The sequence below is a fragment of the Pseudomonas sp. PA15(2017) genome (assembly GCF_001945395.1).
Lineage (GTDB): Bacteria > Pseudomonadota > Gammaproteobacteria > Pseudomonadales > Pseudomonadaceae > Aquipseudomonas.
In genome coordinates this window covers 13856-39221 of record NZ_MSXV01000001.1, presented here as the reverse complement: position 1 = coordinate 39221, position 25366 = coordinate 13856, and the positions used below count along the sequence as shown (strand labels likewise).

Annotated in this window: 21 protein-coding genes and 1 other RNA gene; 21 read left to right on the top strand and 1 reads right to left on the bottom strand. The window is 63.8% G+C overall.

What is annotated here, in order from left to right; genetic code table 11:
- Positions 1-14: 14 nt before the first annotated feature.
- The 18 genes from rsmI to lpxC all read left to right on the top strand — a co-directional run bounded on the left by rsmI (position 15) and on the right by lpxC (position 19360).
- Entirely contained in the window at positions 15-884 is an 870-nt protein-coding gene (gene rsmI / locus BVH03_RS00180; protein WP_168175588.1) for a 16S rRNA (cytidine(1402)-2'-O)-methyltransferase, read from the top strand.
- Between the two features lie 41 nt (positions 885-925).
- An RNA gene (gene rnpB, locus BVH03_RS00175) (RNase P RNA component class A) lies at positions 926-1275 on the top strand.
- A gap of 301 nt (positions 1276-1576) precedes the next feature.
- Positions 1577-2032 (top strand): division/cell wall cluster transcriptional repressor MraZ, encoded by a 456-nt coding sequence (gene mraZ / locus BVH03_RS00170; RefSeq protein ID WP_013792660.1) that lies wholly within the window; start codon positions 1577-1579, stop codon positions 2030-2032.
- Positions 2033-2034: 2 nt separating this feature from the next.
- Positions 2035-2976, top strand: a complete 942-nt coding sequence (gene rsmH / locus BVH03_RS00165) for a 16S rRNA (cytosine(1402)-N(4))-methyltransferase RsmH (protein WP_143485873.1) — start codon at positions 2035-2037, stop codon at positions 2974-2976.
- On the top strand, positions 2973-3266 hold the full coding sequence (gene ftsL / locus BVH03_RS00160) for a cell division protein FtsL (RefSeq protein ID WP_075959311.1): 294 nt from the start codon (positions 2973-2975) through the stop codon (positions 3264-3266). Before rsmH ends, ftsL begins: the two co-directional genes overlap by 4 nt.
- Positions 3266-5002 (top strand): penicillin-binding protein 2, encoded by a 1737-nt coding sequence (locus BVH03_RS00155; protein ID WP_168175587.1) that lies wholly within the window; start codon positions 3266-3268, stop codon positions 5000-5002. Before ftsL ends, BVH03_RS00155 begins: the two co-directional genes overlap by 1 nt.
- On the top strand, positions 5002-6465 hold the full coding sequence (locus BVH03_RS00150; protein ID WP_075959309.1) for a UDP-N-acetylmuramoyl-L-alanyl-D-glutamate--2,6-diaminopimelate ligase: 1464 nt from the start codon (positions 5002-5004) through the stop codon (positions 6463-6465). Before BVH03_RS00155 ends, BVH03_RS00150 begins: the two co-directional genes overlap by 1 nt.
- The gene (murF, locus tag BVH03_RS00145; protein WP_075959308.1) at positions 6458-7837 is read left to right on the top strand and encodes a UDP-N-acetylmuramoyl-tripeptide--D-alanyl-D-alanine ligase; all 1380 of its coding nucleotides are present in this window, start codon (positions 6458-6460) and stop codon (positions 7835-7837) included. Before BVH03_RS00150 ends, murF begins: the two co-directional genes overlap by 8 nt.
- Positions 7838-8920 carry a phospho-N-acetylmuramoyl-pentapeptide-transferase gene (gene mraY / locus BVH03_RS00140; RefSeq protein ID WP_075959307.1) on the top strand — a complete coding sequence of 361 codons (1083 nt, stop codon included), beginning with the start codon at positions 7838-7840 and terminating at the stop codon, positions 8918-8920.
- Between the two features lie 7 nt (positions 8921-8927).
- On the top strand, positions 8928-10274 hold the full coding sequence (gene murD, locus BVH03_RS00135) for a UDP-N-acetylmuramoyl-L-alanine--D-glutamate ligase (protein ID WP_075959306.1): 1347 nt from the start codon (positions 8928-8930) through the stop codon (positions 10272-10274).
- Positions 10274-11494: a putative lipid II flippase FtsW gene (ftsW, locus tag BVH03_RS00130; RefSeq protein WP_075959305.1), complete on the top strand. Its 1221-nt coding sequence runs from the start codon at positions 10274-10276 to the stop codon at positions 11492-11494. The genes murD and ftsW overlap by 1 nt, the downstream gene beginning before the upstream one ends.
- Positions 11484-12554, top strand: coding sequence for an undecaprenyldiphospho-muramoylpentapeptide beta-N-acetylglucosaminyltransferase (gene murG / locus BVH03_RS00125; protein ID WP_075959304.1), 1071 nt, complete (start codon positions 11484-11486; stop codon positions 12552-12554). Before ftsW ends, murG begins: the two co-directional genes overlap by 11 nt.
- Before the next feature lie 34 nt (positions 12555-12588).
- Positions 12589-13995, top strand: coding sequence for a UDP-N-acetylmuramate--L-alanine ligase (gene murC / locus BVH03_RS00120; protein WP_218189524.1), 1407 nt, complete (start codon positions 12589-12591; stop codon positions 13993-13995).
- The gene (locus BVH03_RS00115; protein WP_075959302.1) at positions 13992-14942 is read left to right on the top strand and encodes a D-alanine--D-alanine ligase; all 951 of its coding nucleotides are present in this window, start codon (positions 13992-13994) and stop codon (positions 14940-14942) included. The genes murC and BVH03_RS00115 overlap by 4 nt, the downstream gene beginning before the upstream one ends.
- A gap of 2 nt (positions 14943-14944) precedes the next feature.
- On the top strand, positions 14945-15799 hold the full coding sequence (locus tag BVH03_RS00110; protein ID WP_075959301.1) for a cell division protein FtsQ/DivIB: 855 nt from the start codon (positions 14945-14947) through the stop codon (positions 15797-15799).
- Positions 15800-15821: 22 nt separating this feature from the next.
- Positions 15822-17069: a cell division protein FtsA gene (ftsA, locus tag BVH03_RS00105; protein ID WP_075930931.1), complete on the top strand. Its 1248-nt coding sequence runs from the start codon at positions 15822-15824 to the stop codon at positions 17067-17069.
- A gap of 77 nt (positions 17070-17146) precedes the next feature.
- Positions 17147-18337 carry a cell division protein FtsZ gene (ftsZ, locus tag BVH03_RS00100; protein WP_075930930.1) on the top strand — a complete coding sequence of 397 codons (1191 nt, stop codon included), beginning with the start codon at positions 17147-17149 and terminating at the stop codon, positions 18335-18337.
- A 111-nt stretch (positions 18338-18448) separates the two neighbouring features.
- Positions 18449-19360: a UDP-3-O-acyl-N-acetylglucosamine deacetylase gene (gene lpxC, locus BVH03_RS00095; protein ID WP_075959300.1), complete on the top strand. Its 912-nt coding sequence runs from the start codon at positions 18449-18451 to the stop codon at positions 19358-19360.
- A gap of 179 nt (positions 19361-19539) precedes the next feature.
- Here lpxC and BVH03_RS00090 read toward each other — a convergent pair whose 3' ends face one another.
- A complete protein-coding gene (locus BVH03_RS00090; RefSeq protein ID WP_075959299.1) occupies positions 19540-19998 on the bottom strand; it encodes a DUF721 domain-containing protein in 459 nt (152 codons plus the stop codon).
- Positions 19999-20086: 88 nt separating this feature from the next.
- Here BVH03_RS00090 and BVH03_RS00085 point away from each other — a divergent pair, with 88 nt between their 5' ends.
- The 3 genes from BVH03_RS00085 (at position 20087) to argJ (ending at position 25241) form a co-directional block, all read left to right on the top strand.
- Entirely contained in the window at positions 20087-21013 is a 927-nt protein-coding gene (locus tag BVH03_RS00085; protein WP_075959298.1) for a M23 family metallopeptidase, read from the top strand.
- Between the two features lie 167 nt (positions 21014-21180).
- Positions 21181-23916 carry a preprotein translocase subunit SecA gene (gene secA / locus BVH03_RS00080; protein ID WP_075959297.1) on the top strand — a complete coding sequence of 912 codons (2736 nt, stop codon included), beginning with the start codon at positions 21181-21183 and terminating at the stop codon, positions 23914-23916.
- Positions 23917-24023: 107 nt separating this feature from the next.
- Positions 24024-25241, top strand: a complete 1218-nt coding sequence (gene argJ / locus BVH03_RS00075; RefSeq protein ID WP_075959296.1) for a bifunctional glutamate N-acetyltransferase/amino-acid acetyltransferase ArgJ — start codon at positions 24024-24026, stop codon at positions 25239-25241.
- Positions 25242-25366 lie beyond the last annotated feature (125 nt).

The window sequence follows — 25366 nt, the reverse complement described above, 5'->3', positions numbered from 1 at the left end:
GAGGCATTGCCGTGATCGCTAATGACGCACCCCGATCCGCTGCGGGCACCCTGTTCGTGGTTGCGACGCCCATTGGCAATCTCGACGACCTCAGTGCTCGCGCGTTGAAGGTGCTCGGCGATGTCTCGCTGATCGCCGCCGAAGACACGCGACACTCGGCGCGCCTGATGCAGCACTTCGGCATCGGCACGCCCCTGGCGGCCTGCCATGAGCACAACGAGCGCGATGAGGGTAATCGCTTCATCGATCGCCTGCTGGCGGGAGACGATGTGGCGCTGATTTCCGATGCCGGCACGCCGCTGATTTCCGACCCTGGCTATCACCTGGTGCGCCAGGCGCGGGCTGCCGGGATTCGCGTGGTGCCTGTACCCGGCGCCTGCGCGCTGATCGCGGCGCTGTCGGCTGCCGGCCTGCCGTCCGATCGGTTCGTGTTCGAAGGCTTTCTGCCGGCCAAGTCAGTCGGGCGGCGAACCCGTCTCGAGCTGGTTCGCGAGGAGCCGCGTACGCTGATCTTCTATGAGGCGCCGCATCGCATCCTCGAGTGCCTGCAGGACATGCGCGAGGTGTTCGGCGGCGAGCGCCAGGCGCTGCTGGCTCGGGAGCTGACCAAGACCTTCGAAACCCTGCAGGGCATGCCGCTCGATCGGTTGTGGGAGTGGGTGGCGGCCGATGCCAATCAGCAGCGCGGTGAATGCGTGGTGCTGGTGGCCGGCTGGCAGGCGCCCGAGGACGAGGCGGCGGTGAGTGTCGAGGCGCTGCGCGTGCTCGATCTGCTACTTGCCGAAATGCCGCTCAAGCGTGCGGCCGCGCTGGCGGCGCAGATCACCGGCGTGCGCAAGAATCTGCTTTATCAGGCGGCACTGGAGCGCCAGCAGGGTGGTTGAACTTGTTCTTGCCGGGCCTCAGCGGTTACCCTAGGCGGCGGAGAGTCGATCGGACAGTCGCTGCCTTCCATCTGGAAGGGGGAGGAAAGTCCGGGCTCCATAGGGCGGAGTGCCAGGTAACGCCTGGGAGGCGCGAGCCTACGGAAAGTGCCACAGAAAACAACCGCCTAAGCGCTTCGGCGCCGGTAAGGGTGAAAAGGTGCGGTAAGAGCGCACCGCACGGCTGGTAACAGTCCGTGGCTAGGCAAACCCCACTCGGAGCAAGACCAAATAGGGTTCCATTGGCGTGGCCCGCGCTGGAACCGGGTAGGTTGCTAAAGGTGTGCAGTGATGTACGCCGTAGAGGAATGGCTGTCCTCGACAGAACCCGGCTTATAGATCGACTCTCCACCTCCTTCTGCTTTTGCTTCTTCTCCTCATTCCTAATACCGAAAAAATCTTACTCTTAACAAACTACTTTAAGTTTGTCGGGTAGGTTGTTGTATGTGGTTGTTTTTTAGCCATCTTTCCCGCTTTGGGCGCTCGCCCCACCCCTCATTTATTCGCTAAATCTCCGTTCTATAAGGAATTTTCCGTTCTGGCGCGCCTTGACGGTGGGGTATGCGCGTTTCTATAGTGTGCTCCGGTGGTAAAAAGTGGCATGAAGTGGGTTTTTTTGGATGTGGATGGCTGAATAAAGGGGAAACGCGATCGTGTTTCGCGGAGCTAACGCCATAAGTCTTGACGCCAAGGGGCGGCTCGCGATGCCAAGTCGGTATCGGGACGAGCTCGTTTCGCGTTCGGCCGGCCAGCTCATCGTCACCATCGACGCCATCGATCCCTGCCTTTGTGTCTACCCGTTGCCGGAGTGGGAAATCATCGAGAACAAGCTGCGCGAGCTGGCTTCCTTTCGTGAAGAGAACCGCCGCCTGCAGCGTCTGCTGATTGGTAATGCCGTCGATCTCGAGCTGGATGGCAGTGGTCGTTTCCTGGTTCCACCGCGGTTGCGCGAATACGCCAAGCTGGACAAGCGCGCGATGCTGGTGGGGCAGCTCAATAAATTTCAACTGTGGGATGAGGATTCCTGGAATGCCGTGGCCGATGCCGATCTGGCCGCCATCAAGCAACCGGGCGCTCTTTCCGATGACCTTCGTGACCTGATTCTGTGAACATGACCGCTACCTTTCGCCATATCACCGTGTTGCTCGAAGAGGCCGTTGCGGCGCTCTCGCCGCGCGCCGATGGCTGCTATGTAGATGGCACGTTCGGGCGAGGTGGGCACAGCCGGCTGATCCTCGAAAGGATCGGACCAGACGGTCGCTTGCTGGGGTTCGACAAGGACCCTCTCGCAATCGCGACTGGAAATACGCTAGCGGCCGAAGACGGCCGCTTTGTCGTTGTACAGAGAAGCTTTGCGGAACTTGGCGACGAACTCGCTGTCCGCGGCCTGGCCGGTGGCGTGAGTGGCATTCTGCTGGATCTGGGTGTGTCCTCGCCGCAGCTTGATGACGCCGAACGCGGCTTCAGCTTTCTCAATGACGGCCCGCTGGACATGCGCATGGACCCTGCGCGGGGCGTCAGCGCTGCGCAGTTCATCGCCACTGCCGATGAAGACGAGATCGCTCGCGTATTCAAGGAATATGGTGAGGAGCGTTTCGCCAAGCGCATGGCGCGTGCCGTGGTGGCTCGTCGCCAGGAGCAGGCTTTCGAGCGCACCGCCGACCTGGCGCAGGTGCTGACCGTCGCCAATCCCGCCTGGGAGAAAGGCAAGAATCCCGCGACCCGTGCCTTCCAGGGCCTGCGCATCCACGTCAACAATGAGCTGGGCGATCTGGAGCGTGGCCTCGACGCTGCGCTGGAAAACCTGGACGTGGGCGGCCGTCTGGTGGTGATCAGCTTCCACTCCCTGGAAGACCGCATCGTCAAACAGTTCATGCGCAAGCACGCCAAGGGCGAAATGGACAAGCTGCCGCGTGACCTGCCCATCATTCCCAAGGCCTTCGAGCCGCGTCTGAAGCTGATCGGCAAGCCACAGTTCGCCTCCGAGGCCGAGCTCAAGGCCAACCCACGCTCGCGCAGCGCAGTCATGCGTGTCGCGGAGAAACTGCGATGAGCGGCGTGGCCCTCAAGCGTTTCCCCAAGGGCAGCCTGCTGATGCTGGTGCTCTTCGTCGGCGTGCTCGGTTCTGCGCTGGCGGTGTCCTATAGCGCGCACTGGAATCGTCAGCTGCTCAACAGCCTGTACGGCGAGCTCAGTGTGCGCGACAAGGCGCAGGCCGAGTGGGGCCGACTGATCCTCGAACAAAGTACCTGGACGGCCCACAACCGGATCGAGACCCTGGCCAGCGAACAGCTGAAAATGCGCATTCCCGATGCCGCCGAAGTGCGCATGGTGGCACCATGATGAAGCTCGAAGGGGCTCTGTACCCATGGCGTTTCCGCCTGGTGATGCTGCTGCTCGCGCTGATGGTCGCGGCCATCGCGGCGCGCATCTTCGAGCTGCACGTGTTCGATCATGACTTCCTCAAGGCCCATGGCGACGCACGCAGCGTGCGGCATATTCCGATTCCGGCGCACCGCGGGCTGATCACCGACCGTAACGGCGAGCCGCTGGCGGTCAGTACGCCGGTCACCACCCTGTGGGCCAATGGCAAGGAGCTTCAGGCTGGCAAGGCGCAGTGGCCGGTACTGGCGGCTGCGCTGGGTCAGGAGCCCAATGCCTTCGCCCAGCGCCTGCAGGCCAACGCCGAGCGTGAATTCATGTACCTGGTGCGCGGCCTGACTCCTGAGCAGGGCCAGCGCGTGCTCGATCTCAAGGTCCCGGGCGTTTACTCCATCGAGGAGTTTCGTCGCTTCTATCCGGCAGGTGAAGTCACCGCCCACATGGTCGGCTTTACCGATATCGACGACCGCGGTCGTGAAGGCGTCGAGCTGGCGTTCGAGGACTGGCTGGCCGGCGTACCTGGCAAGCGTCAGGTACTCAAGGATCGCCGTGGCCGCCTGATCCGCGACGTGCAGGTCACCCAGAACGCCAAGGCCGGCAAGGCGCTGGCATTGTCCATCGACCTGCGCCTGCAATACCTGGCACACCGCGAGCTGCGCAATGCGCTGGTCGAGTTCGGTGCCAAGGCTGGCAGCCTGGTGATGCTCGACGTCAAGACCGGTGAGATCCTCGCCATGGTCAACCAGCCGACCTACAACCCCAACAACCGCCGTAATCTGCAACCGGCTGCCATGCGTAACCGCGCCATGATCGACGTGTTCGAGCCGGGTTCGACCATGAAGCCGTTCTCCATGAGTGCGGCCCTGGAAACCGGGCGCTGGAAGCCTACCGACAAGGTCGACGTACAGGGCGGTACGCTGCAGATCGGCCGCTATACCATCAAGGACGTGTCCCGCGTGCCAGAAGGCGTACTCGACCTGACGGGCATTCTGATCAAGTCCAGTAACGTGGGCATGAGCAAGGTCGCCTTCGACATCGGCGGCGCGGCTATCTACGACGTGATGCAGCAGGTCGGTCTGGGTCAGGATACCGGCCTGAGCTTCCCGGGGGAGCGCGTCGGCAACCTGCCCAACCACCGTGAATGGCGCAAGGCGGAAACCGCGACCCTTTCCTACGGCTATGGCCTGTCGGTCACTGCCGTGCAGCTGGCCCATGCCTACGCCGTGCTGGGCAACAATGGGCGCAGCGTGCCGATGTCGCTGACACGTACCGATCGCGTGCGCGACAGCGTGCAGGTGATCCCCGAAGACGTTGCTCACACGCTGCAGGGCATGCTTCAGCAGGTGATCGAGGCCCCGGGCGGCGTATTTCGTGCCCAGGTGCCGGGTTACCACGTGGCCGGCAAGAGCGGCACGGCACGCAAGACCGCTGCCGGCACCAAAGGCTACCAGGCCAACGCCTATCGCTCGCTGTTCGCCGGCTTCGCACCAGCCAGCAACCCGCGTATCGCCGTTGCCGTGGTCATCGATGAACCGAGCAAGAGTGGCTACTACGGCGGCCTGGTGTCGGCCCCTGTATTCAGCCGTGTGATGGCCGGTGGCCTGCGTCTGATGAACATCACCCCGGACAACCTGCCCGAGACCACGGCCGTGCAGGCCGAAGCCCCAGCGGCAACCAGCAATGGAGGGCGCGGCTGATGCCCATGCCATTGAACCAGTTGTTGCCCCAGGCCAGTAGCGGCGTGTTGATCCGTGAACTGACCCTCGACAGCCGCCAGGTGCGCCCTGGCGACCTGTTCCTGGCCGTGCCCGGCACTCGCCAGGATGGCCGCGTGCATATCGCCGACGCGATTTCCCGTGGCGCCGCTGCGGTCGCCTTCGAGACCGACGGCTCGCTGCCGATGACCGCCGAAAGCGCCGAGCTGGTCGCCATCAAAGGGCTGGCCGGGCAGCTGTCGGCCATTGCCGGGCGCTTCTACGGTGAGCCGAGCCGCGGCCTGCACATGGTCGGCATCACCGGCACCAACGGCAAGACCAGCGTCAGCCAGTTGCTGGCCCAGGCCCTGGACCTGCTCGGTGAGCCGTGCGGCATCGTCGGCACCCTCGGCAACGGCTTCTATGGCGCGCTGGCCCAGGGCCTGCATACCACGCCGGATCCGATCGGCGTGCAGGCGACCCTGGCGGGTCTGAAAAAGAACGGCGCGCGCGCCATCGCCATGGAAGTGTCGTCCCACGGCCTGCATCAGGGCCGCGTTGCTGCACTGGATTTCGACGTGGCGGTGTTCACCAACCTGTCGCGCGATCACCTCGATTACCACGGTTCGATGGAGGCCTACCAGGCTGCCAAGGCCGCGCTGTTCGCCTGGCCGAGCTTGCGCGCTCGCGTCATCAATCTGGATGACGCCATGGGCCACCAACTGGCCGCCCAGGAGCGCGACTCGCGGCTGATCGGCTACAGCCTGCAGGATTCGAGCGCCTACCTGTTCTGCCGCGATATTCATTTCGATGACCAGGGCGTGCGCGCCACGCTGGTTACGCCGCGCGGCGAAGGCAGCCTGCGCAGCTCGCTGCTGGGCCGCTTCAACCTCAGCAACCTGCTTGCCGTGGTCGGTGCGCTGGTGGCCATGGATTACCCGCTCGACGAGATTCTCAAGGTGCTGCCGCGCTTGCAGGGCCCTATTGGCCGCATGCAGCGCCTGGGCGGTCAAGATGCACCACTGATCGTCGTCGACTACGCCCACACCCCGGACGCCCTGGAGCAGGTTCTGGGGGCGCTGCGCCCCCACGTGACGGGCCGTCTGCTGTGCCTGTTCGGCTGTGGTGGTGACCGTGATCGCGGCAAACGCCCGCTGATGGCCGCAGTGGTCGAGCGCCTGGCCGATGCCGCGCTGGTCACCGACGACAATCCGCGTTCCGAGTCGCCCGTGCAGATCTTCGACGACATTCGCAGTGGTTTCCGCAATGCCGGGCAGGTGAGCTTCATGCACGGTCGTGGCAATGCCATCGCCCAACTGATTGGCGACGCTCAAGTGGGCGATGTAGTCGTACTGGCCGGTAAGGGCCACGAGGATTACCAGGAAATCGGCGGGGTGCGTCAGCCGTTCTCCGATCTGCAGGAGGCCGGTCGTGCACTGGCTGCATGGGAGGCGGCACATGCTTAAGGCATTGCGGTTGAGCGAAGTTGCCGGCGCCCTGAGCGGTCGCGTGGTCGGTGATGACAGTGCCTTCTCGGCCGTCAGCACCGACAGCCGCAGCATCCTGCCGGGCCAGCTGTTCGTGGCCCTGAGCGGCCCGCGTTTTGATGGTCATGATTACCTGGCCCAGGTCGCTGCCAAGGGCGCGGTCGCGGCGCTGGTAACGCGCGAGGTCGCGGATGTCGGCCTGCCACAACTGGTGGTTGCCGACACCACCCTGGCGCTCGGCCAGTTGGGCGCGCTCAATCGTCAGGCCTACGGTGGCCTGCTGGCCGCCGTGACCGGCTCCAGCGGCAAGACCACTGTCAAGGAAATGCTGGCTGCCATCCTGCGCGCCGCCTGCGCCCAGGATGGCGGTGCCGTGCTGGCCACCCGCGGCAACCTCAACAATCAGCTGGGCGTACCGCTGACCTTGCTGGAGTTGGGCCCGAAGCACACTGGCGCCGTCATCGAGCTGGGCGCCTCGGGCATCGGCGAGATCGCCTACACCGTCGGCCTGACCAAGCCGCAAGTGGCCATCATTACCAACGCCGGCAACGCCCATGTGGGTGAGTTCGGCGGTCCTGAAAACATCGTGCTGGCCAAGGGCGAAATCCTCGAAGGCCTGGGTGAGGCGGGCATCGCCGTGCTCAACCGTGACGACGTGGCGTTCGAGCGCTGGGTCAAGCGCGCTGCCGGTCGCCGCGTGCTGAGCTTCGCCCTGCGCGACAGCAGCGCCGACTTCCATGCCAGTGAGCTGAGCCGCGACCCACGTGGCTGCCCGGCGTTCACGCTGTTCTGCCAGGAAGGCCAGGCCCGTGTGCAACTGAATCTGCTCGGTGAGCACAACGTGGCCAATGCACTGGCCGCCGCCGCCGCCGCCCATGCCCTGGCGGTACCGCTGGTGGCCATCAAGAACGGCCTCGAGAGCCTGTTGCCGGTCAAGGGCCGTGCCGTCGCGCAATTGGCGCAGAACGGCGCCCGGGTCATCGACGACACCTACAACGCCAACCCGGCTTCGATCTGCGCCGCCATCGACATCCTTGCCGGCTTCTCCGGTCGCAAGGTGCTGGTGCTGGGCGACATCGGCGAGCTGGGCGCGTGGTCCGAGCAGGGCCATCGCGACGTGGGCGACTACGCAGTCGGCAAGGCCGATTTGCTCTATGCGGTCGGCCCTCAGATGAAACATGCCGTGCAGGCCTTTGGCGCCGGGGCGCGGCATTTCGCCGACCAGGCCGCGCTGATCGACGCGGTACGCGCCGAGCCCGGCGACAGCACCATTCTAATTAAAGGTTCACGCAGCGCCGCGATGGAAAAAGTCGTCGCCGCGCTGTGTGGCGACAGTGGGGAGAGTCACTAAATGCTGCTGCTGCTGGCAGAGTATCTGCAACAGTTCCACAAGGGCTTCGCGGTCTTTCAGTACCTGACCCTGCGCGGGATTCTCGGTGTGCTGACGGCGCTCGCGTTGGCGCTGTTCCTCGGCCCCTGGATGATTCGTACCCTGCAGATCCGCCAGATCGGCCAGGCCGTGCGCAACGACGGCCCGCAGTCGCACCTCTCCAAGAAGGGCACGCCGACCATGGGCGGCGCGCTGATCCTCTCGGCCATCGCCATCAGCACCCTGCTGTGGGCTGACCTGAGCAATCGCTACGTGTGGGTGGTGCTGATCGTCACGCTGCTGTTCGGCGCCATCGGCTGGGTCGACGACTACCGCAAGGTGATCGAGAAGGACTCGCGCGGCCTGCCGAGCCGCTGGAAATACTTCTGGCAATCGGTGTTCGGCGTCGGCGCGGCCGTCTTCCTTTATATGACTGCGCAGACGCCGATCGAAACTACCCTGATCGTGCCGCTGCTCAAGGACGTCAGCATTCCCCTGGGCATCGGCTTCGTGGTGCTGACCTATTTCGTCATCGTCGGCTCCAGCAACGCGGTGAACCTCACCGACGGCCTCGACGGCCTGGCGATCCTGCCTACCGTGATGGTCGGCGGCGCCCTGGGCATCTTCTGCTACCTGTCGGGTAACGTGAATTTCTCCGAATACCTGCTGATTCCCTATGTGCCGGGTGCTGGCGAACTGATCGTGTTCTGCGGCGCGCTGATTGGCGCCGGCCTGGGCTTTCTGTGGTTCAACACCTACCCGGCGCAGGTGTTCATGGGCGACGTGGGTGCGCTGGCGTTGGGCGCTGCGCTGGGCACCATCGCCGTGATCGTGCGCCAGGAAATCGTCCTGTTCATCATGGGCGGCGTGTTCGTGATGGAAACCCTATCAGTGATCATCCAGGTCGCCAGTTTCAAGCTGACCGGCAAGCGCGTGTTCCGCATGGCACCGATTCACCACCATTTCGAGTTGAAGGGTTGGCCCGAGCCACGGGTCATCGTTCGTTTCTGGATCATCACCGTCATTCTGGTGTTGATCGGCCTCGCTACTTTGAAACTGCGTTGAGGACAGCATGAGCCTGATCGCTTCCGACCAATTCCGCATCGTTGTCGGCCTCGGCAAGAGCGGCATGTCCCTGGTGCGCTACCTCGCGCGCCAGGGCGTGCGCTTCGCCGTGGTCGACACCCGTGCCAATCCGCCGGAGCTGAGCACCTTGCGTGAACAGTTCCCGAGGGTCGAAGTGCGTTGTGGCGAGCTGGACGTGGAATTCCTCAGCCGCGCCAGCGAACTGCTGGTCAGCCCCGGCCTGGCCGTGGCCACGCCGGCGTTGCAGGAGGCGGCCAGGCGCGGCGCCAAGCTGTCCGGCGATATCGGCCTGTTCGCCCGCGCGGCGAAGGCGCCGATCATCGCCATCACCGGCTCCAACGCCAAGAGCACCGTGACCACCCTGGTAGGTGAGATGGCGGCAGCGGCAGGGCGCAAGGTCGCCGTGGGCGGCAACCTGGGTATGCCGGCGCTGGATCTGCTCGCCGACGATGTCGAGCTTTACGTCATCGAGCTGTCCAGCTTCCAGCTGGAAACCACCGAGCTGCTCAACGCCGAAGTGGCCACCTGCCTGAACGTCAGTGAAGACCACATGGATCGCTACGCCGATCTGCCGGCTTATCACCTGGCCAAGCACCGCATCTTCCGCGGCGCGCGGCAAGTGGTGGTCAATCGTGACGATCCGCTGTCGCGGCCGATGATCGCCGACCAGGTGCCGTGCTGGAGCTTCGGCCTCGGCAGGCCGGACTTCAAACGTTTCGGCCTGCTCGAGGAAAATGGCGAAAAGCACCTGGCCTATCAGTTCGACGCGCTGCTGCCGGTGCGCGAGCTGAAGGTGCGTGGCGCCCATAACCAGTCCAATGCCCTGGCAGCGCTGGCGCTCGGCCATGCCGTGGGCCTGCCGATGGCCACCATGCTCGACACCCTCAAGGCCTTCACCGGCCTGGCGCACCGCTGCCAATGGGTGGGTGAGCGCAACGGCGTGAGCTACTACGACGACTCCAAGGCCACCAACGTCGGCGCTGCACTGGCAGCCATCGAGGGCCTGGGCGCCGATATCGCCGGCAAGCTGGTGCTGATCGCTGGTGGCGACGGCAAGGGCGCCGATTTCTCCAGCCTGCGCCAGCCGGTGGCAGCCCATTGCCGGGCCGTGGTGCTGCTCGGCCGCGACGCCGACAAACTGGCCGCGGTACTCGACGGCACCCTGGACATCGTGCGCGTCGACAGCCTGCAGGCTGCCGTCGAACAGGCTGCCGTGCTCGCCCGGAGTGGCGATGCGGTGCTGCTGTCGCCGGCCTGCGCGAGCCTGGACATGTTCAGGAATTTCGAAGAACGCGGGCGTCTGTTCGCCCAGGCCGTGGAGGCGCTCGTCTGATGCTGTCCTTCCTGCGCCCATACCCGTCCCCGTTGTTCAGCCGTCGTGGCCTGGACATGGACTTCCCGATGCTCGCCGGCTGCCTGGCGCTGCTCGGCCTCGGCCTGGTGATGATTTCCTCGGCGTCCACCGAGGTGGCAGCGGTGAACACCGGCAGCCCGCTGTATTACATGATCCGCCACCTGATTTACCTGGCCATCGGCCTGGGCGTTGCAGGCGTGGTGCTGATGGTTCCGCTGGCCACCTGGCAGCGCCACAGCTGGTTGCTGCTGCTGGTGGCCGTGGTTCTGCTGGTATTGGTGCTGCTGCCCGGCATCGGTCGCGAGGTCAACGGTGCCAAGCGCTGGATCGGTTTCGGCGCGTTCAACATTCAGCCTTCCGAGATCGCCAAGGTTTTCGTGGTGCTCTATCTCGCCGGCTACCTGGTACGTCGCCAAGAAGAGGTGCGCGAAAGCTGGGCGGGCTTCTTCAAGCCGTTCGTAGTGTTGCTGCCCATGGCCTTCTTGCTGCTGCTCGAGCCCGACTTCGGGGCGACCGTGGTGATGATGGGCGCGGCCATGGCCATGCTGTTCCTCGGTGGCGTCGGCTTGTTCCGTTTCCTGCTGATGGTCGCTCTGGCGGTTGGCGCGGTATTCGTGCTGGTGCAGAGCCAGGAGTACCGCCTGCAGCGCCTGATCACCTTCACCGACCCTTGGGCCGACCAGTACGGTTCCGGCTACCAGCTGACCCAGGCGCTGATCGCCTTCGGGCGTGGCGAATGGCTGGGTGTCGGTCTGGGCAACAGCATTCAGAAGCAGTTCTACCTGCCCGAAGCGCACACCGACTTCGTGTTCTCCGTGCTGGCCGAGGAGCTGGGCCTGGTCGGTGCGCTGGCAACCGTCGGCCTGTTCGTGTTCGTCAGCGTGCGCGCCTTGTACATCGGCCTGTGGGCCGAGAAGGCCAAGCAGTTCTTCTCGGCCTATGTGGCTTTCGGCCTGGGCTTCCTGTGGATCGGCCAGTTCCTGATCAACATCGGCGTGAATATCGGTCTTTTACCCACCAAGGGATTGACCCTGCCGTTCCTGAGTTATGGCGGCAGCTCCCTGGTGATCTGCTGCGTCAGCCTGGCGCTGTTGCTGCGCATCGAGTGGGAAGCGCGCAATGGTCTGGGCAGCGAAGACGTCGAGTTCGACGAGAGCGACTTCCCCGAGCCCGAGCGGGAGGTGCAGTATGTCCGCTAACGTGTTGATCATGGCGGGCGGCACCGGCGGCCATGTGTTCCCGGCGCTGGCCTGCGCCCGTGAATTCCAGGCACGCGGCTATCGCGTGCACTGGCTGGGTACGCCGCGCGGTATCGAGAATGAACTGGTTCCGGCTGCCGGGCTGCCGCTGCACCTGATCAATGTCACTGGCCTGCGCGGCAAGGGCAAGCTGTCGCTGCTCAAGGCGCCGCTGCAACTGCTCAAGGCGCTGTTCCAGGCCCGCAAGGTGGTGCGCGAACTGCAGCCGGTCTGCGTGCTCGGCATGGGCGGCTACGTGACCGGTCCGGGCGGCCTGGCGGCGAAGCTGGCCGGCGTGCCGCTGATCATTCACGAGCAGAATGCCGTGGCCGGTACCGCCAATCGCAGTCTGGTGGCATTCGCCAGCCGGGTCTGCGAGGCTTTCCCCGACACCTTCGCCGCGTCGGACAAGCGCCGCACCACCGGCAACCCGGTACGCGAAGAGCTGTTCCTGGAAACGCCCCGCGATACGCTGACCGGTCGTCGGCCACGCCTGCTGATTCTGGGTGGCAGCCTGGGTGCCGAACCGCTCAACAAATTGCTGCCGCAAGCGCTGGCGCAGGTTTCTGTCGACCTGCGCCCGGAAGTCTTCCATCAGGCCGGCAAGCAACACGCCGAGGTGACCGGCGAACGATACAACGCAGCGGGCGTCGAAGCGCAGGTCGCGCCCTTTATCGGCGACATGGCCCGCGCCTACGCCTGGGCCGACCTGGTGGTCTGCCGCTCCGGTGCGCTGACCGTCAGCGAACTGGCTGCCGCCGGCCTGCCGGCTTTCCTGGTGCCGTTGCCCCACGCGATCGACGACCATCAGACGCGTAACGCCAGCTATCTCGCGAAGGACGGTGCCGCCGTTCTTCTGCCACAACGCTCCACTGACGCTGCCGATCTGGCAGCGCAGCTGACCGAGGTCTTGATGCACCCCGAACGACTCAAACAAATGGCCAGCACCGCACGTCGCCTGGCCAAGCCCGATGCTACCCGTACCGTCGTCGATGTCTGCCTGGAGGTGGCCCGTGGCTAAGTCTCCCGCAGCGGTCAAGGCAGAAGTGCGGCGCATGCGTCGTATCCGCCGCATTCACTTCGTCGGCATCGGCGGCGCCGGCATGTGTGGTATCGCCGAAGTCCTGCTCAATCTGGGCTATGAAGTGTCCGGTTCCGACCTGAAGACCTCGGCCGTGACCGAGCGCCTGGAAAACTTCGGTGCGCAGATCTTCATCGGCCACCGTGCCGAAAACGCCGAGAGCGCCGACGTGCTGGTGGTCTCCAGCGCCATCAACACCTCCAACCCGGAAGTGGCCACCGCGCTCGAGCGCCGCATTCCCGTGGTGCCGCGCGCTGAAATGCTCGCCGAGCTGATGCGCTATCGCCACGGAATCGCCGTGGCCGGTACCCATGGCAAGACCACCACCACCAGCCTGCTGGCCTCGGTGTTCGCCGCTGGTGGCCTGGATCCGACCTTCGTGATCGGCGGCCGCCTGAATGCTGCCGGCACCAATGCCCAGCTCGGTTCGAGCCGCTACCTGATCGCCGAAGCCGACGAGAGCGACGCCAGCTTTCTGCACCTGCAGCCCATGGTGTCGGTAGTGACCAACATCGACATGGACCACATGAGCACCTATGAGGGCGACTTCAACAAACTGAAGAAGACCTTCATCGAGTTCCTCCACAACCTGCCGTTCTATGGCCTTGCCGTGCTGTGCGTGGACGATCCGGTGGTACGCGAGATCCTCTCCCAGGTCGGCCGTCCGACGGTGACCTATGGCTTCAGCGAAGATGCCGACGTGCGCGCCATCAACGTGCGCCAGCAGGGCATGCAGACCTTCTTCACCGTGCTGCGCCCCGACCGCGAGCCGCTCGACGTGTCGGTGAACATGCCGGGTAACCACAACGTGCTCAATGCTCTGGCGACCATCTGCATCGCCACCGACGAAGGCATCAGCGACGACGCCATCGTCCAGGGGCTGTCGCAGTTCCAGGGCGTCGGTCGGCGTTTTCAGGTGTACGGCCAACTGCCGGTCGAAGGCGGTGAAGTGATGCTGGTCGACGACTACGGTCATCACCCGCGCGAAGTGGCAGCGGTGATCAAGGCCGTGCGTGGCGGCTGGCCGGAGCGTCGCCTGGTGATGGTCTATCAGCCGCACCGCTACAGCCGCACCCGCGATCTGTACGACGACTTCGTGCAGGTATTGACCGATGCCAACGTGCTGTTGCTGATGGAGGTCTACCCGGCTGGCGAAGAGCCGATTCCTGGTGCCGACAGCCGTCAGCTGTGCCACAGCATTCGCCAGCGCGGTCAGCTGGACCCCATCTATATCGAGCGCGGCGCCGACCTGGCACCGCTGATCAAACCGCTGCTGCGTGCTGGCGACATCCTGCTTTGCCAGGGCGCCGGTGACATCGGTGGCGTCGCCCCACAACTGCTGCAGAGCCCGCTGTTCAGCGCGCAAGGTCAACGCAAATGAGTGCCGAAACCCTGAAATCCCAACTGCCGGTAGCGGCATTCGGCCGTGTTGCCGTGCTGTTCGGCGGCAAGAGCGCCGAGCGTGAGGTATCGCTCAAGTCCGGCAATGCCGTGCTGAGCGCGCTGCAGAGCGCTGGCGTGGATGCGTTCGGCATCGACGTGGGTGACGACTTCGTTGCCCGCCTGGGCAGCGAGAAGATCGACCGCGCCTTCATCGTGCTGCATGGCCGTGGCGGTGAAGATGGCAGCATGCAGGGCCTGCTCGAGTGCGCCGGCATTCCTTATACCGGCAGCGGCATTCTTGCCTCGGCGCTGGCCATGGACAAGCTGCGCACCAAACAGGTGTGGCAGAGCCTCGGCCTGTCCACGCCACGCCACGCCGTGCTGGCCAGCGCCGACGACTGCCGTCGCGCCGCTGATGAGCTGGGCTTCCCGCTGATCGTCAAGCCGGCGCATGAAGGCTCCAGCATCGGCATGGCCAAGGTCGGCGACGTGGATGCTCTGATCGCCGCCTGGCAGGATGCTGCCTGCTATGACAGCCAGGTGCTGGTCGAGCAGTGGATCCATGGCCCGGAGTTCACCATCGCCATGCTGCGTGGCGAGGTGCTGCCGCCGATCGCCCTGGGTACCTCGCACAGCTTCTACGACTATGAAGCCAAGTACCTGGCCGATGACACCCAGTATCGCGTGCCTTGCGGCCTGCCGGCCGACACGGAGGCCGAGCTGAAGGCTCTGACCGCGCGCGCCTGTGAGGCGGTCGGCACCCAGGGCTGGGCACGCGCCGACGTGATGCAGGACGCCGATGGGCGTTTCTGGTTGCTGGAGGTGAACACCGTTCCGGGCATGACCGACCACAGCCTGGTGCCGATGGCGGCCCAGGCAGCCGGTCTGGACTTCCAGCAACTGGTGTTGGCGATTCTTGCCGACAGCGTCGAGGCTCGGGGGTAAGCATGGGCGCCATCCTTCGTCATCAGCCAGGTTCAGGCACGCCGGTACGCGGCAAGGCCGTGCCGCGTGGTGCGAGCCGCCTGGTGGCCAAGGAGCCGATCAGTGTGCGCCTGCCGCGACCGAACTTCAGCCTGTTCAAGCGTCTGACCTGGCCGGTAATGCTGCTGGTACTGGGCTTCGGCGCCTATGAACTGTCGTTGCGCCTGCTGCCTTACGCCGATCGGCCGATCGCCAAGATCAGTGTGGAGGGCGACCTGAGCTACATCAGCCAGCAATCGGTGCAACAACGCATTGAACCTTTTGTCAGTGCAAGCTTCTTCAGTGTCGACCTTGTCGGTATGCGCCACGAACTGGAGCAGATGCCATGGATCGCCCACGCCGAAGTTCGCCGCGTGTGGCCCGATCAGGTGGTGGTGAAACTGGAAGAGCAACTGCCGATCGCTCGCTGGGGCAACGAGGCGCTGATCAACAACCAGGGCCAGGCGTTCGCGCCCAGGGAACTGACGCATTACGAGAATTTGCCGCAACTGTATGGCCCGAAGCGGGCCCAGCAACAAGTGATGCAGCAGTATCAGGTGCTGAGCCAGATGCTGCGCCCAATGGGGTTCACCGTGGCACGCCTGGAGCTGCGTGAGCGTGGTAGCTGGTTCCTGTCCACGGGGCAGGGGATCGAGGTGCTGCTGGGGCGCGACCATCTGGTGGAAAAAATACGTCGTTTCGGCGCCATCTACAGCAAGGCGCTGAAGGATCAGAAAGACAACATCGCGCGGGTCGATCTGCGCTACGCCAACGGCTTGGCCGTCGCGTGGCGCGAGCCGCCGGCATCGGCAGCGGTCGATACCGCTGCGGTGCAGTGAATAGAGAGAGAAGGCAGGAAACATGGCAAACGTGCAGAGCGGCAAGATGATCGTCGGCCTCGACATCGGTACCTCCAAGGTGGTGGCGCTGGTAGGCGAAGTGACCGCTGATGGTCAGCTGGAAATCGTCGGCATCGGTACTCACCCATCGCGCGGCCTGAAGAAGGGCGTGGTGGTCAACATCGAGTCCACCGTGGCGTCGATCCAGCGTGCGGTCGAAGAGGCCCAGCTGATGGCCGGCTGCCGCATCCACTCGGCATTCGTCGGCGTGGCCGGCAATCACATCCGCAGCCTGAACAGCCACGGTATCGTCGCCATCCGTGATCGTGAGGTCAGCAACGCCGACCTGGAGCGCGTGCTGGACGCCGCCCAGGCGGTGGCCATTCCTGCCGACCAGCGTGTGCTGCATACCCTGCCGCAGGATTACGTGATCGATAACCAGGAAGGCGTGCGCGAGCCACTGGGTATGTCCGGCGTGCGTCTGGAAGCCAAGGTACACGTGGTCACCTGCGCGGTGAACGCGGCGCAGAACATCGAGAAGTGCGTGCGCCGCTGCGGCCTGGAAGTCGACGACATCATCCTCGAGCAGTTGGCTTCCGCGTATGCGGTGCTGACCGATGACGAGAAGGAGCTGGGCGTATGCCTGGTCGATATCGGCGGCGGCACCACCGACATCTGCATCTTCACCGAAGGCGCGATCCGTCATACCGCGGTGATCCCGATCGCCGGCGACCAGGTCACCAACGATATCGCCATGGCGCTGCGTACGCCGACCCAGTACGCCGAAGAGATCAAGATCCGTTATGCCTGCGCCCTGGCCAAACTGGCCGGTGCCGGCGAAACCATCAAGGTGCCGAGCGTCGGTGATCGTCCGCCGCGCGACCTGTCGCGCCAGTCCCTGGCCGAAGTGGTCGAGCCGCGTTACGACGAGCTGTTCACCCTGATCCAGGCCGAGCTGCGCCGCAGTGGCTACGAGGATCTGATCCCGGCGGGCATCGTGCTCACCGGTGGTACGGCGAAGATGGAAGGCGCGGTAGAGCTGGCCGAAGAGATTTTCCACATGCCGGTTCGCCTCGGTGTGCCCCACAGCGTCAAGGGGCTCAGCGACGTGGTCCGCAACCCGATTTACTCGACGGGTGTTGGCCTGTTGATGTATGGCCTGCGCAAGCAGTCCGACGACATCCCGATGCCCGGCAATGGCGGGTACGGTGATGAAACCAAGGCACCGGTTCTGGAGCGGCTCAAACGCTGGATCCAGGGCAATTTCTAATGTGGGCGACGCGGCACGGGCGTGTGCGGCGTCACCGGCAGTAGGCGTTAAAAACTAGAAAATACAGGAGAGAGACCATGTTTGAACTCGTAGACAACCTTCCGCAAAGCGCGGTCATCAAGGTTATCGGTGTCGGTGGTGGCGGTGGCAACGCAGTCAACCACATGGCCAAGAGCAACATCGAAGGCGTCGAATTCATCTGCGCCAACACCGATGCTCAGGCACTGAAGAACATCGGCGCACGTACCGTGCTGCAACTCGGTACCGGCGTTACCAAGGGTCTCGGCGCTGGCGCCAACCCGGAAGTCGGTCGTCAGGCCGCCATCGAAGACCGTGAGCGCATCGCCGAAGTGCTGCAGGGCTGCGACATGGTGTTCATCACCACCGGCATGGGCGGCGGTACCGGTACCGGTGCAGCGCCTGTGATCGCCGAAGTGGCCAAGGAGCTGGGCATCCTCACCGTTGCGGTGGTGACCCGTCCGTTCCCGTTCGAGGGCCGCAAGCGCATGCAGATCGCCGACGAAGGCATCCGCGCGCTGCAGGAAAGCGTCGACTCGCTGATCACCATCCCCAACGAGAAGCTGCTGACCATTCTCGGCAAGGACGCCAGCCTGCTGTCCGCCTTCTCCAAGGCCGACGACGTGCTGAGCGGTGCCGTTCGCGGTATCTCCGACATCATCAAGCGTCCGGGCATGATCAACGTCGACTTCGCCGACGTGAAGACCGTGATGAGCGAAATGGGTATGGCGATGATGGGCACCGGCTGCGCCAGCGGCCCGAACCGTGCGCGTGAAGCCACCGAAGCGGCCATCCGCAACCCGCTGCTCGAAGACGTCAACCTGCAGGGCGCCCGTGGCATCCTGGTGAACATCACCGCTGGCCCGGATCTGTCCCTGGGTGAGTATTCCGATGTGGGTAACATCATCGAACAGTTCGCTTCCGAGCACGCCACCGTCAAGGTCGGTACCGTGATCGATCCGGATATGCGTGACGAGCTGCACGTCACCGTGGTCGCAACCGGCCTGGGTGCGCGCATGGAAAAACCGGTGAAGGTGGTCGACAACACCGTGCAGGTAGCTGCAGCTCAAGCCGTAGCCCCGGTAGCCGCTCCGGTTCGCGCCGAGCAGAACGTCAACTACAAGGACTACGAGCGCCCGACCGTTCAGCGTCAGAGCCACGGTGGCGCAGCCACTGCGGCAAAAATGAACCCGCAGGACGACCTGGATTACCTGGACATTCCGGCATTCCTGCGTCGTCAGGCGGATTAATGAAATCTATCAGGAGCATGAAGGTGATTGGTGTTCAGCAAAGGTCGGTTCTGCTATTATCGCCAGCCTTTGTTGAAAACAATTCGCACCTAGCGTAAAGCGGCCAGACCCATGATCAGACAACGCACCCTGAAGAACATCATCCGCGCCACGGGTATCGGCCTGCACTCCGGGGAGAAGGTTTACCTGACCCTGAAGCCGGCTCCGGTGGATACCGGTATCGTGTTCCGCCGTACCGACCTCGACCCTGTGGTGGAGGTCAAGGGGCACGCCCTGAACGTCGGCGAGACCACCATGTCGACCACGCTGGTCAATGGTGATATCAAGGTGGATACGGTAGAGCACCTGCTCTCGGCCATGGCTGGCCTGGGCATCGATAACGCCTACGTCGAGCTCTCTGCCTGTGAAGTGCCGATCATGGACGGCAGTGCGGGTCCCTTCGTTTTCCTGATTCAGTCGGCTGGTCTGCAAGAGCAGGACGCCCCCAAGAAGTTCATCCGCATCACCCGTGAAGTGACCGTGACGGACGGCGACAAGCGCGCCACCTTCGTTCCGTTCGATGGCTTCAAGGTGAGTTTCGAGATCGACTTCGATCACCCGGTATTCCACGACCGCACCAAGACCGCGAGTGTCGATTTTTCCAGCACCTCGTTCGTCAAGGAAGTCAGCCGTGCCCGCACCTTCGGTTTCATGCGTGATATCGAATTCCTGCGTTCGCATAACCTGGCACGCGGCGGCAGTGTGGACAATGCCATCGTGGTGGACGAAGACGGTGTGCTCAACGAAGACGGCCTGCGTTACGAGGACGAATTCGTCAGGCACAAGATTCTCGATGCGATCGGTGACCTTTATCTGCTCGGCAACAGCCTGATCGGTGAGTTCCGCGGCTACAAATCCGGCCACGGCCTGAACAATCGTCTGCTGCGAGCCTTGATCGCACAGCCGGATGCTTGGGAAACGGTGACGTTCGAAGACGCCGACACTGCTCCGATCTCTTACATGCGCCCGGCTGCGGCGGTGTAAGGCAATCTCTCCTAGTTTTATCGCTTCCAAGGCCACCTTCGGGTGGCCTTTTTTTATGCTGCGATCAGGTAGCCCGACAGACGGCCACGGAGGCATGCGAGGCGCGCCAGGCACGCATCGGGTATCAGGTTGTCATTTTCATGGCGCTCGTCGTTGGCGAATCTAACCAGCTGACCGGTTTAGCAATCGCTGCGCCGACGATGGCTGGCGAGGCGCTCCAGGGCAGCTTTCAGGCGCGGATCGCTGACCCCTTCGGCGGTTTCCTGGATGCTGTCGGCGGCGCTGTCGGACAGCTCGAAAGGCCGTGGCGCCTCGCGTTTCTCGCCGCTGGAAGGTTGCACCTTAAAGAGGATTTTCGTTAAGGTCGCGAACGTTTCGAGCGCCTGCAACTGTCGTTGCAGGCGTTTTTGCTGATAACGCAGCCGTGTGGCCCAGTGACCATCGGTGACGATCAGCAGCAGACAGCCCTCCCGCCACGATGCCACGCGACAGTGTTCACGGGCGGCAGGCTGCAGCTGGCTCTCCACCACCTGTTGCAGGTGGTCGAGGCGTTGAGCCTGATTGAACAGGGCTTTCAGCGGCTTCGCCTCGCGCAGGAGCGCGGCGGGCGCCTTGGCCGGCAAGGGACGAAAACTCATGGCAGGAAGCCTGCAGCGTTTTGGGGCCGTCATGGTAGCAGAACCTCTGCTGACCGCTCGGGTTCCACTTTTTTCAGATGGGGATGTCATGCACATCATTTTACTCAGCCGACGCCATGGCGCCGCGCGCTCGCTCAGCTTCGATCTGCGCTGGCTTGGAGCCGGCCTGGGGCTGTTGACCGTGCTGGCGGTGGGCGGCGGTGCGGCACTGGGTGCCTGGATGGCGCCGCAACCAGGGCCGGTATTGGACAGCGCGGTGGTCAGCCAGGCGCTCGATGCCCAGCGCGAGGAAGTCGGTGCGGTGCGCGTCGACGCCCAGCGCCAACTGGATGCTTTCGCCGCCCACGTCGCCGAGCTGCAAGCGCGTCTGACCCGGCTCGATGCTCTGGGCGAGCGGCTTACCGAGCTGGCCGAGCTGGACGCCAGCGAATTCGATTTCTCGCTGGGTGTGGGGCAGGGCGGCCCGGAGGAGCCGATCGGCGGGGCGGCTTATGCGCCGCCGCCGTTCTTGAGCACGCTCGATGAACTGGCCCTGCGCATGAACAGCCGCGAACAGCAGCTCGAAGTACTGGAGCAACTGCTGGCCGACCGCCGTCTCGACGAGGCGACCATGTTGTCTGGTCACCCGGTACTGCAGGGCTACGTATCGTCGCCATTCGGTCGGCGCATCGACCCGCTGACCGGGCGCATCAGCATGCACAAGGGCGTGGACTTCGCCGCCAAGGCGGGCAGCGACGTGGTAGCGGTCGGTGCCGGCGTGGTGACCTTCGCCGGGCGCCGCAACGGCTATGGCAACACCGTGGAAATCAGCCATGCCGATGGCTACGTCACCCTGTACGCACACAACCGCAGCAACATCGTGCAGGTCGGCGATCTGGTCCAGCGCGGCCAGGCGATCGCCACGGTCGGCAGCAGCGGGCGCTCCACCGGTAATCACGTGCACTTCGAAGTCACTCGCAACGGCGCGCTGGTCAATCCGCACAGCTACATCGCCCGCGTCAGCGACGAGCCCTGATCGAGCCGGCCAAGGCCGGCTCGCACTGCGCCGATGGCCCTGTGCCAATCGCGCTCTTTCTTCAATTCCGTTTCCGGGTAGAATGCCCTCTTCGCACGCAGCCATAAGGGCTGCATGGGCGACTCACGGGGCCGCCCTCCATTCATAGCGTGGAAGATCCTGTCGATATGTTTGCGCCTTTGTTGAAAAAACTCTTTGGAAGCAAGAACGAGCGTGAAGTCAAACGCATGCTCAAGGCGGTTCAGGCCGTCAATGCATTCGAGGAGCAGATGCTCGCGCTCTCCGATGAGCAACTGCGTGCCAAGACCGAAGAATTCAAGGCCCGCCTGGCCAAAGGCGAAACCCTCGATCAACTGCTGCCCGAAGCCTTTGCCGTCGCCCGCGAGGCGGGTAAACGCGTCATGGGCATGCGCCACTTCGACGTCCAGTTGATCGGCGGCATGACCCTGCACGAAGGCAAGATCGCCGAGATGCGTACCGGTGAGGGCAAGACCCTGGTCGGTACCCTGGCCGTGTACCTCAACGCCCTGGAAGGCAAGGGCGTGCACGTGGTCACGGTCAACGACTATCTGGCCCGCCGCGACGCCAACTGGATGCGCCCGCTGTACGAATTCCTCGGCCTGTCGGTCGGTATCGTCACGCCGTTCATGCCGCCGGAAGAAAAGCGCGCTGCCTATGCCGCCGACATCACCTACGGCACCAACAACGAATTCGGCTTCGATTACCTGCGTGACAACATGGCGTTCAGCGTTGAAGAGAAATTCCAGCGCGAGCTGAATTTCGCGGTGATCGACGAAGTCGACTCGATCCTCATCGACGAAGCCCGTACCCCGCTGATCATCTCCGGCCAGGCCGAAGACAGCTCGAAGATGTACACCGAGATCAACCGCCTGATTCCTCGTCTCAAGCAGCACATCGAGGAAGAAGAGGGCGTGGTCACCCAGCAAGGCCACTACAAGGTCGACGAGAAGAGCCGCCAGGTCGAACTCAACGAAGACGGCCATCAGGTCATCGAAGACATGCTGACCCAGGCCGGTCTGCTGGCCGAGGGCGAGAGCCTGTATTCGGCGCACAACCTGGGCCTGCTGACCCACGTCTATGCCGGCTTGCGCGCCCACACCCTGTTCCAGCGTAACGTCGAATACATCGTGCAGAACGGTCAGGTGATTCTGATCGACGAGCACACCGGCCGTACCATGCAGGGCCGTAGACTGTCCGAGGGCTTGCACCAGGCCATCGAAGCGAAGGAAGGCGTGCAGATCCAGGCCGAGAGCCAGACCCTGGCCTCGACCACCTTCCAGAACTATTTCCGCCTGTACAACAAGCTGGCCGGCATGACCGGTACTGCGGATACCGAAGCCTTCGAATTCCATCAGATCTACGGTCTGGACGTGATGGTCATCCCGACCAACAAGCCGATTTCCCGTAAGGACTTCAACGACCTGGTCTACCTGACCCAGGAAGAGAAGTACGCGGCAATCATCACCGATATCAAGGAATGCCAGGCCCAGGGCCGGCCCGTTCTGGTCGGTACCGCGACCATCGAAACCTCCGAGTACATGTCGCGCCTGCTCGAGCAGGAAGGCATCGAGCACAAGGTGCTCAACGCCAAGTTCCACGAGAAGGAAGCCGAGATCATCGCCCAGGCCGGTCGCCCGGGTGCGCTGACCATCGCCACCAACATGGCCGGTCGTGGTACCGACATCCTGCTCGGCGGTAACTGGGAAGTGGAAGTCGCGGCGCTGGAGAATCCGACGCCGGAGCAGATCGCTCAGATCAAGGCCGACTGGCAGAAGCGCCACCAGCAAGTGCTGGAGTCCGGTGGTCTGCACGTGATCGCCTCCGAGCGCCACGAATCGCGCCGTATCGACAACCAGCTGCGGGGCCGTGCCGGTCGCCAGGGTGACGCCGGTTCCAGCCGCTTCTACCTGTCGCTGGAAGACAGCCTGATGCGCATCTTCGCCTCCGACCGCGTGAAGAACTTCATGAAGGCCCTGGGCATGCAGCCGGGCGAGGCCATCGAGCACCGCATGGTGACCAACGCCATCGAGAAAGCGCAGCGCAAGGTCGAAGGTCGCAACTTCGACATGCGTAAGCAACTGCTCGAATACGACGACGTGGCCAACGAACAGCGCAAGGTGATCTACCACATGCGCAACACCTTGCTGACCGCCGACAACGTGGGCGAGACCATCGAGGACTTCCGCAGGGAAGTGTTGGACAGCACCATCAATGCGCACATGCCGCCGCAGTCGCTACCTGAGCAGTGGGATATCGCCGGTCTGGAAGAGGCGCTGTACGCCAGCTTCAACCTGCGCCTGCCGATCCAGCAGTGGCTCGATGAAGACGACAAACTCTATGAGGACACCCTGCGCGAGCGCATCCTCAAGGAACTGATCGACGCCTACCACGAGAAGGAAACCCAGGCCAGCGCCGAAGCCCTGCGTACCTTCGAGAAGCAGATTCTGCTACGGGTACTCGACGACCTGTGGAAAGACCACCTGTCGACCATGGATCACCTGCGTCACGGCATTCACCTGCGCGGCTACGCGCAGAAGAACCCGAAACAGGAGTACAAGCGCGAGTCCTTCACGCTGTTCCAGGAACTGCTGGATTCGATCAAGCGCGATGCCATCCGTGTGCTTTCGCACGTTCAGGTGCGCCGTGAAGATCCGGTCGAGGAAGAAGCCCGTCTGCGTCGCGAGGCCGAGTCCATGGCCCAGCGCATGCAGTTCCAGCACGAGGAGGTTTCCGCGCTCGAAGAGCCGGAAGCCGAAGGCCAGGAAGGCGATGTCGCCGTGGCAGCCGCCCCGGTGCGCGCTGAGCAGAAGATCGGCCGCAACGAGCTGTGCCCGTGCGGTTCCGGCAAGAAGTACAAGCACTGCCACGGTCAGGTCAACTGATCAACGCAATGCCGTGAAACGTCCAAACGCCGCGAAGGGTCTAGCCCTTCGCGGCGTTTTCGCATCGAACATGCTGTGCCCATCCACCTAATTCGAGGAGCTCTCCCATGGCTGTTGGTCTTGGCCCGCTGTCTACCCTGCATCCGGTTCCAGGTTTCGAGCTGGGCATCGCCTCCGCCGGCATCAAGCGCCCGGGGCGCAAGGATGTGGTGGTGATGCGCTGTGCCGAGGGCAGCAGCGTGGCGGGGGTGTTCACCCTCAACGCGTTCTGCGCGGCGCCGGTGATTCTGGCCAAGAAGCGGGCGTCCGGCAGCGTGCGCTACCTGCTGACCAATACCGGTAATGCCAATGCCGGAACCGGTGAGCCGGGCCTGCAGAACGCCACGCGCACCTGCGCCAGCCTGGCCGGCCTGGCCGGTGTGGATGAGAGCGAAGTGCTGCCGTTCTCCACCGGCGTAATCGGCGAGCCGCTGCCGGTCGAGAAAATCGAAGGCGCCCTGCAGGCCGCGCTGGACAACCTCTCCGAAAACAACTGGGCCGATGCCGCCACCGGCATCATGACCACCGACACGCTGCCCAAGGGTGCCAGCCGCCAGTTCACCCACGAGGGCGTGACCGTCACCGTTACCGGCATCAGTAAGGGTGCGGGCATGATCAAGCCGAACATGGCCACCATGCTCGGCTATATCGCCACCGACGCCAAGGTCGCCCAGGGCGTGTTGCAGGACCTGCTGCGTGACGCCGCGAACAAGTCGTTCAACCGCATCACCATCGACGGTGATACCTCCACCAACGACTGCTGCATGCTGATCGCCACCGGCAAGGCGGCCCTACCGGAAATCACCCAGGCCAGCGGCGCGCTGTTCGCCGCGTTGAAGCAGGCGGTATTCGAGGTGTGCATGGACGTGGCTCAGGCCATCGTTCGTGATGGCGAAGGCGCTACCAAGTTCGTCACCGTGCAGGTCAACGGCGGGGCGACGCACCAGGAATGCCTGGACGTCGGCTATGCGGTGGCCCATTCGCCGCTGATCAAGACCGCGCTGTTCGCCTCCGACCCCAACTGGGGGCGCATCCTCGCCGCCGTCGGCCGTGCCGGCGTGGCCCAACTGGACGTCAGCAAGATCGACGTGTTCCTGGGCGAGGTGTGCATCGCCAGCAAGGGCTGCCGCGCCGCGACCTACACCGAAGAGCAGGGCTCCGCGGTGATGGCCGAAGAGGAAATCACCATCCGCATCGAGCTGGGCCGTGGCACTTGCAGCGAGACCATCTGGACCACCGACCTGTCTCACGAGTACGTGAAGATCAACGCCGAATACCGCACCTGATCCTCGTGCCGGTCGCCGACAGGGCGGCTGGCGCGTTCATTCCGCTCGCGCATGGCCCCATGAGCGAGCGGAATTTGCCTTGCCGGCAGCCAACGGCGAAGCTGTCGTTCTGTTCCTTCTGATCG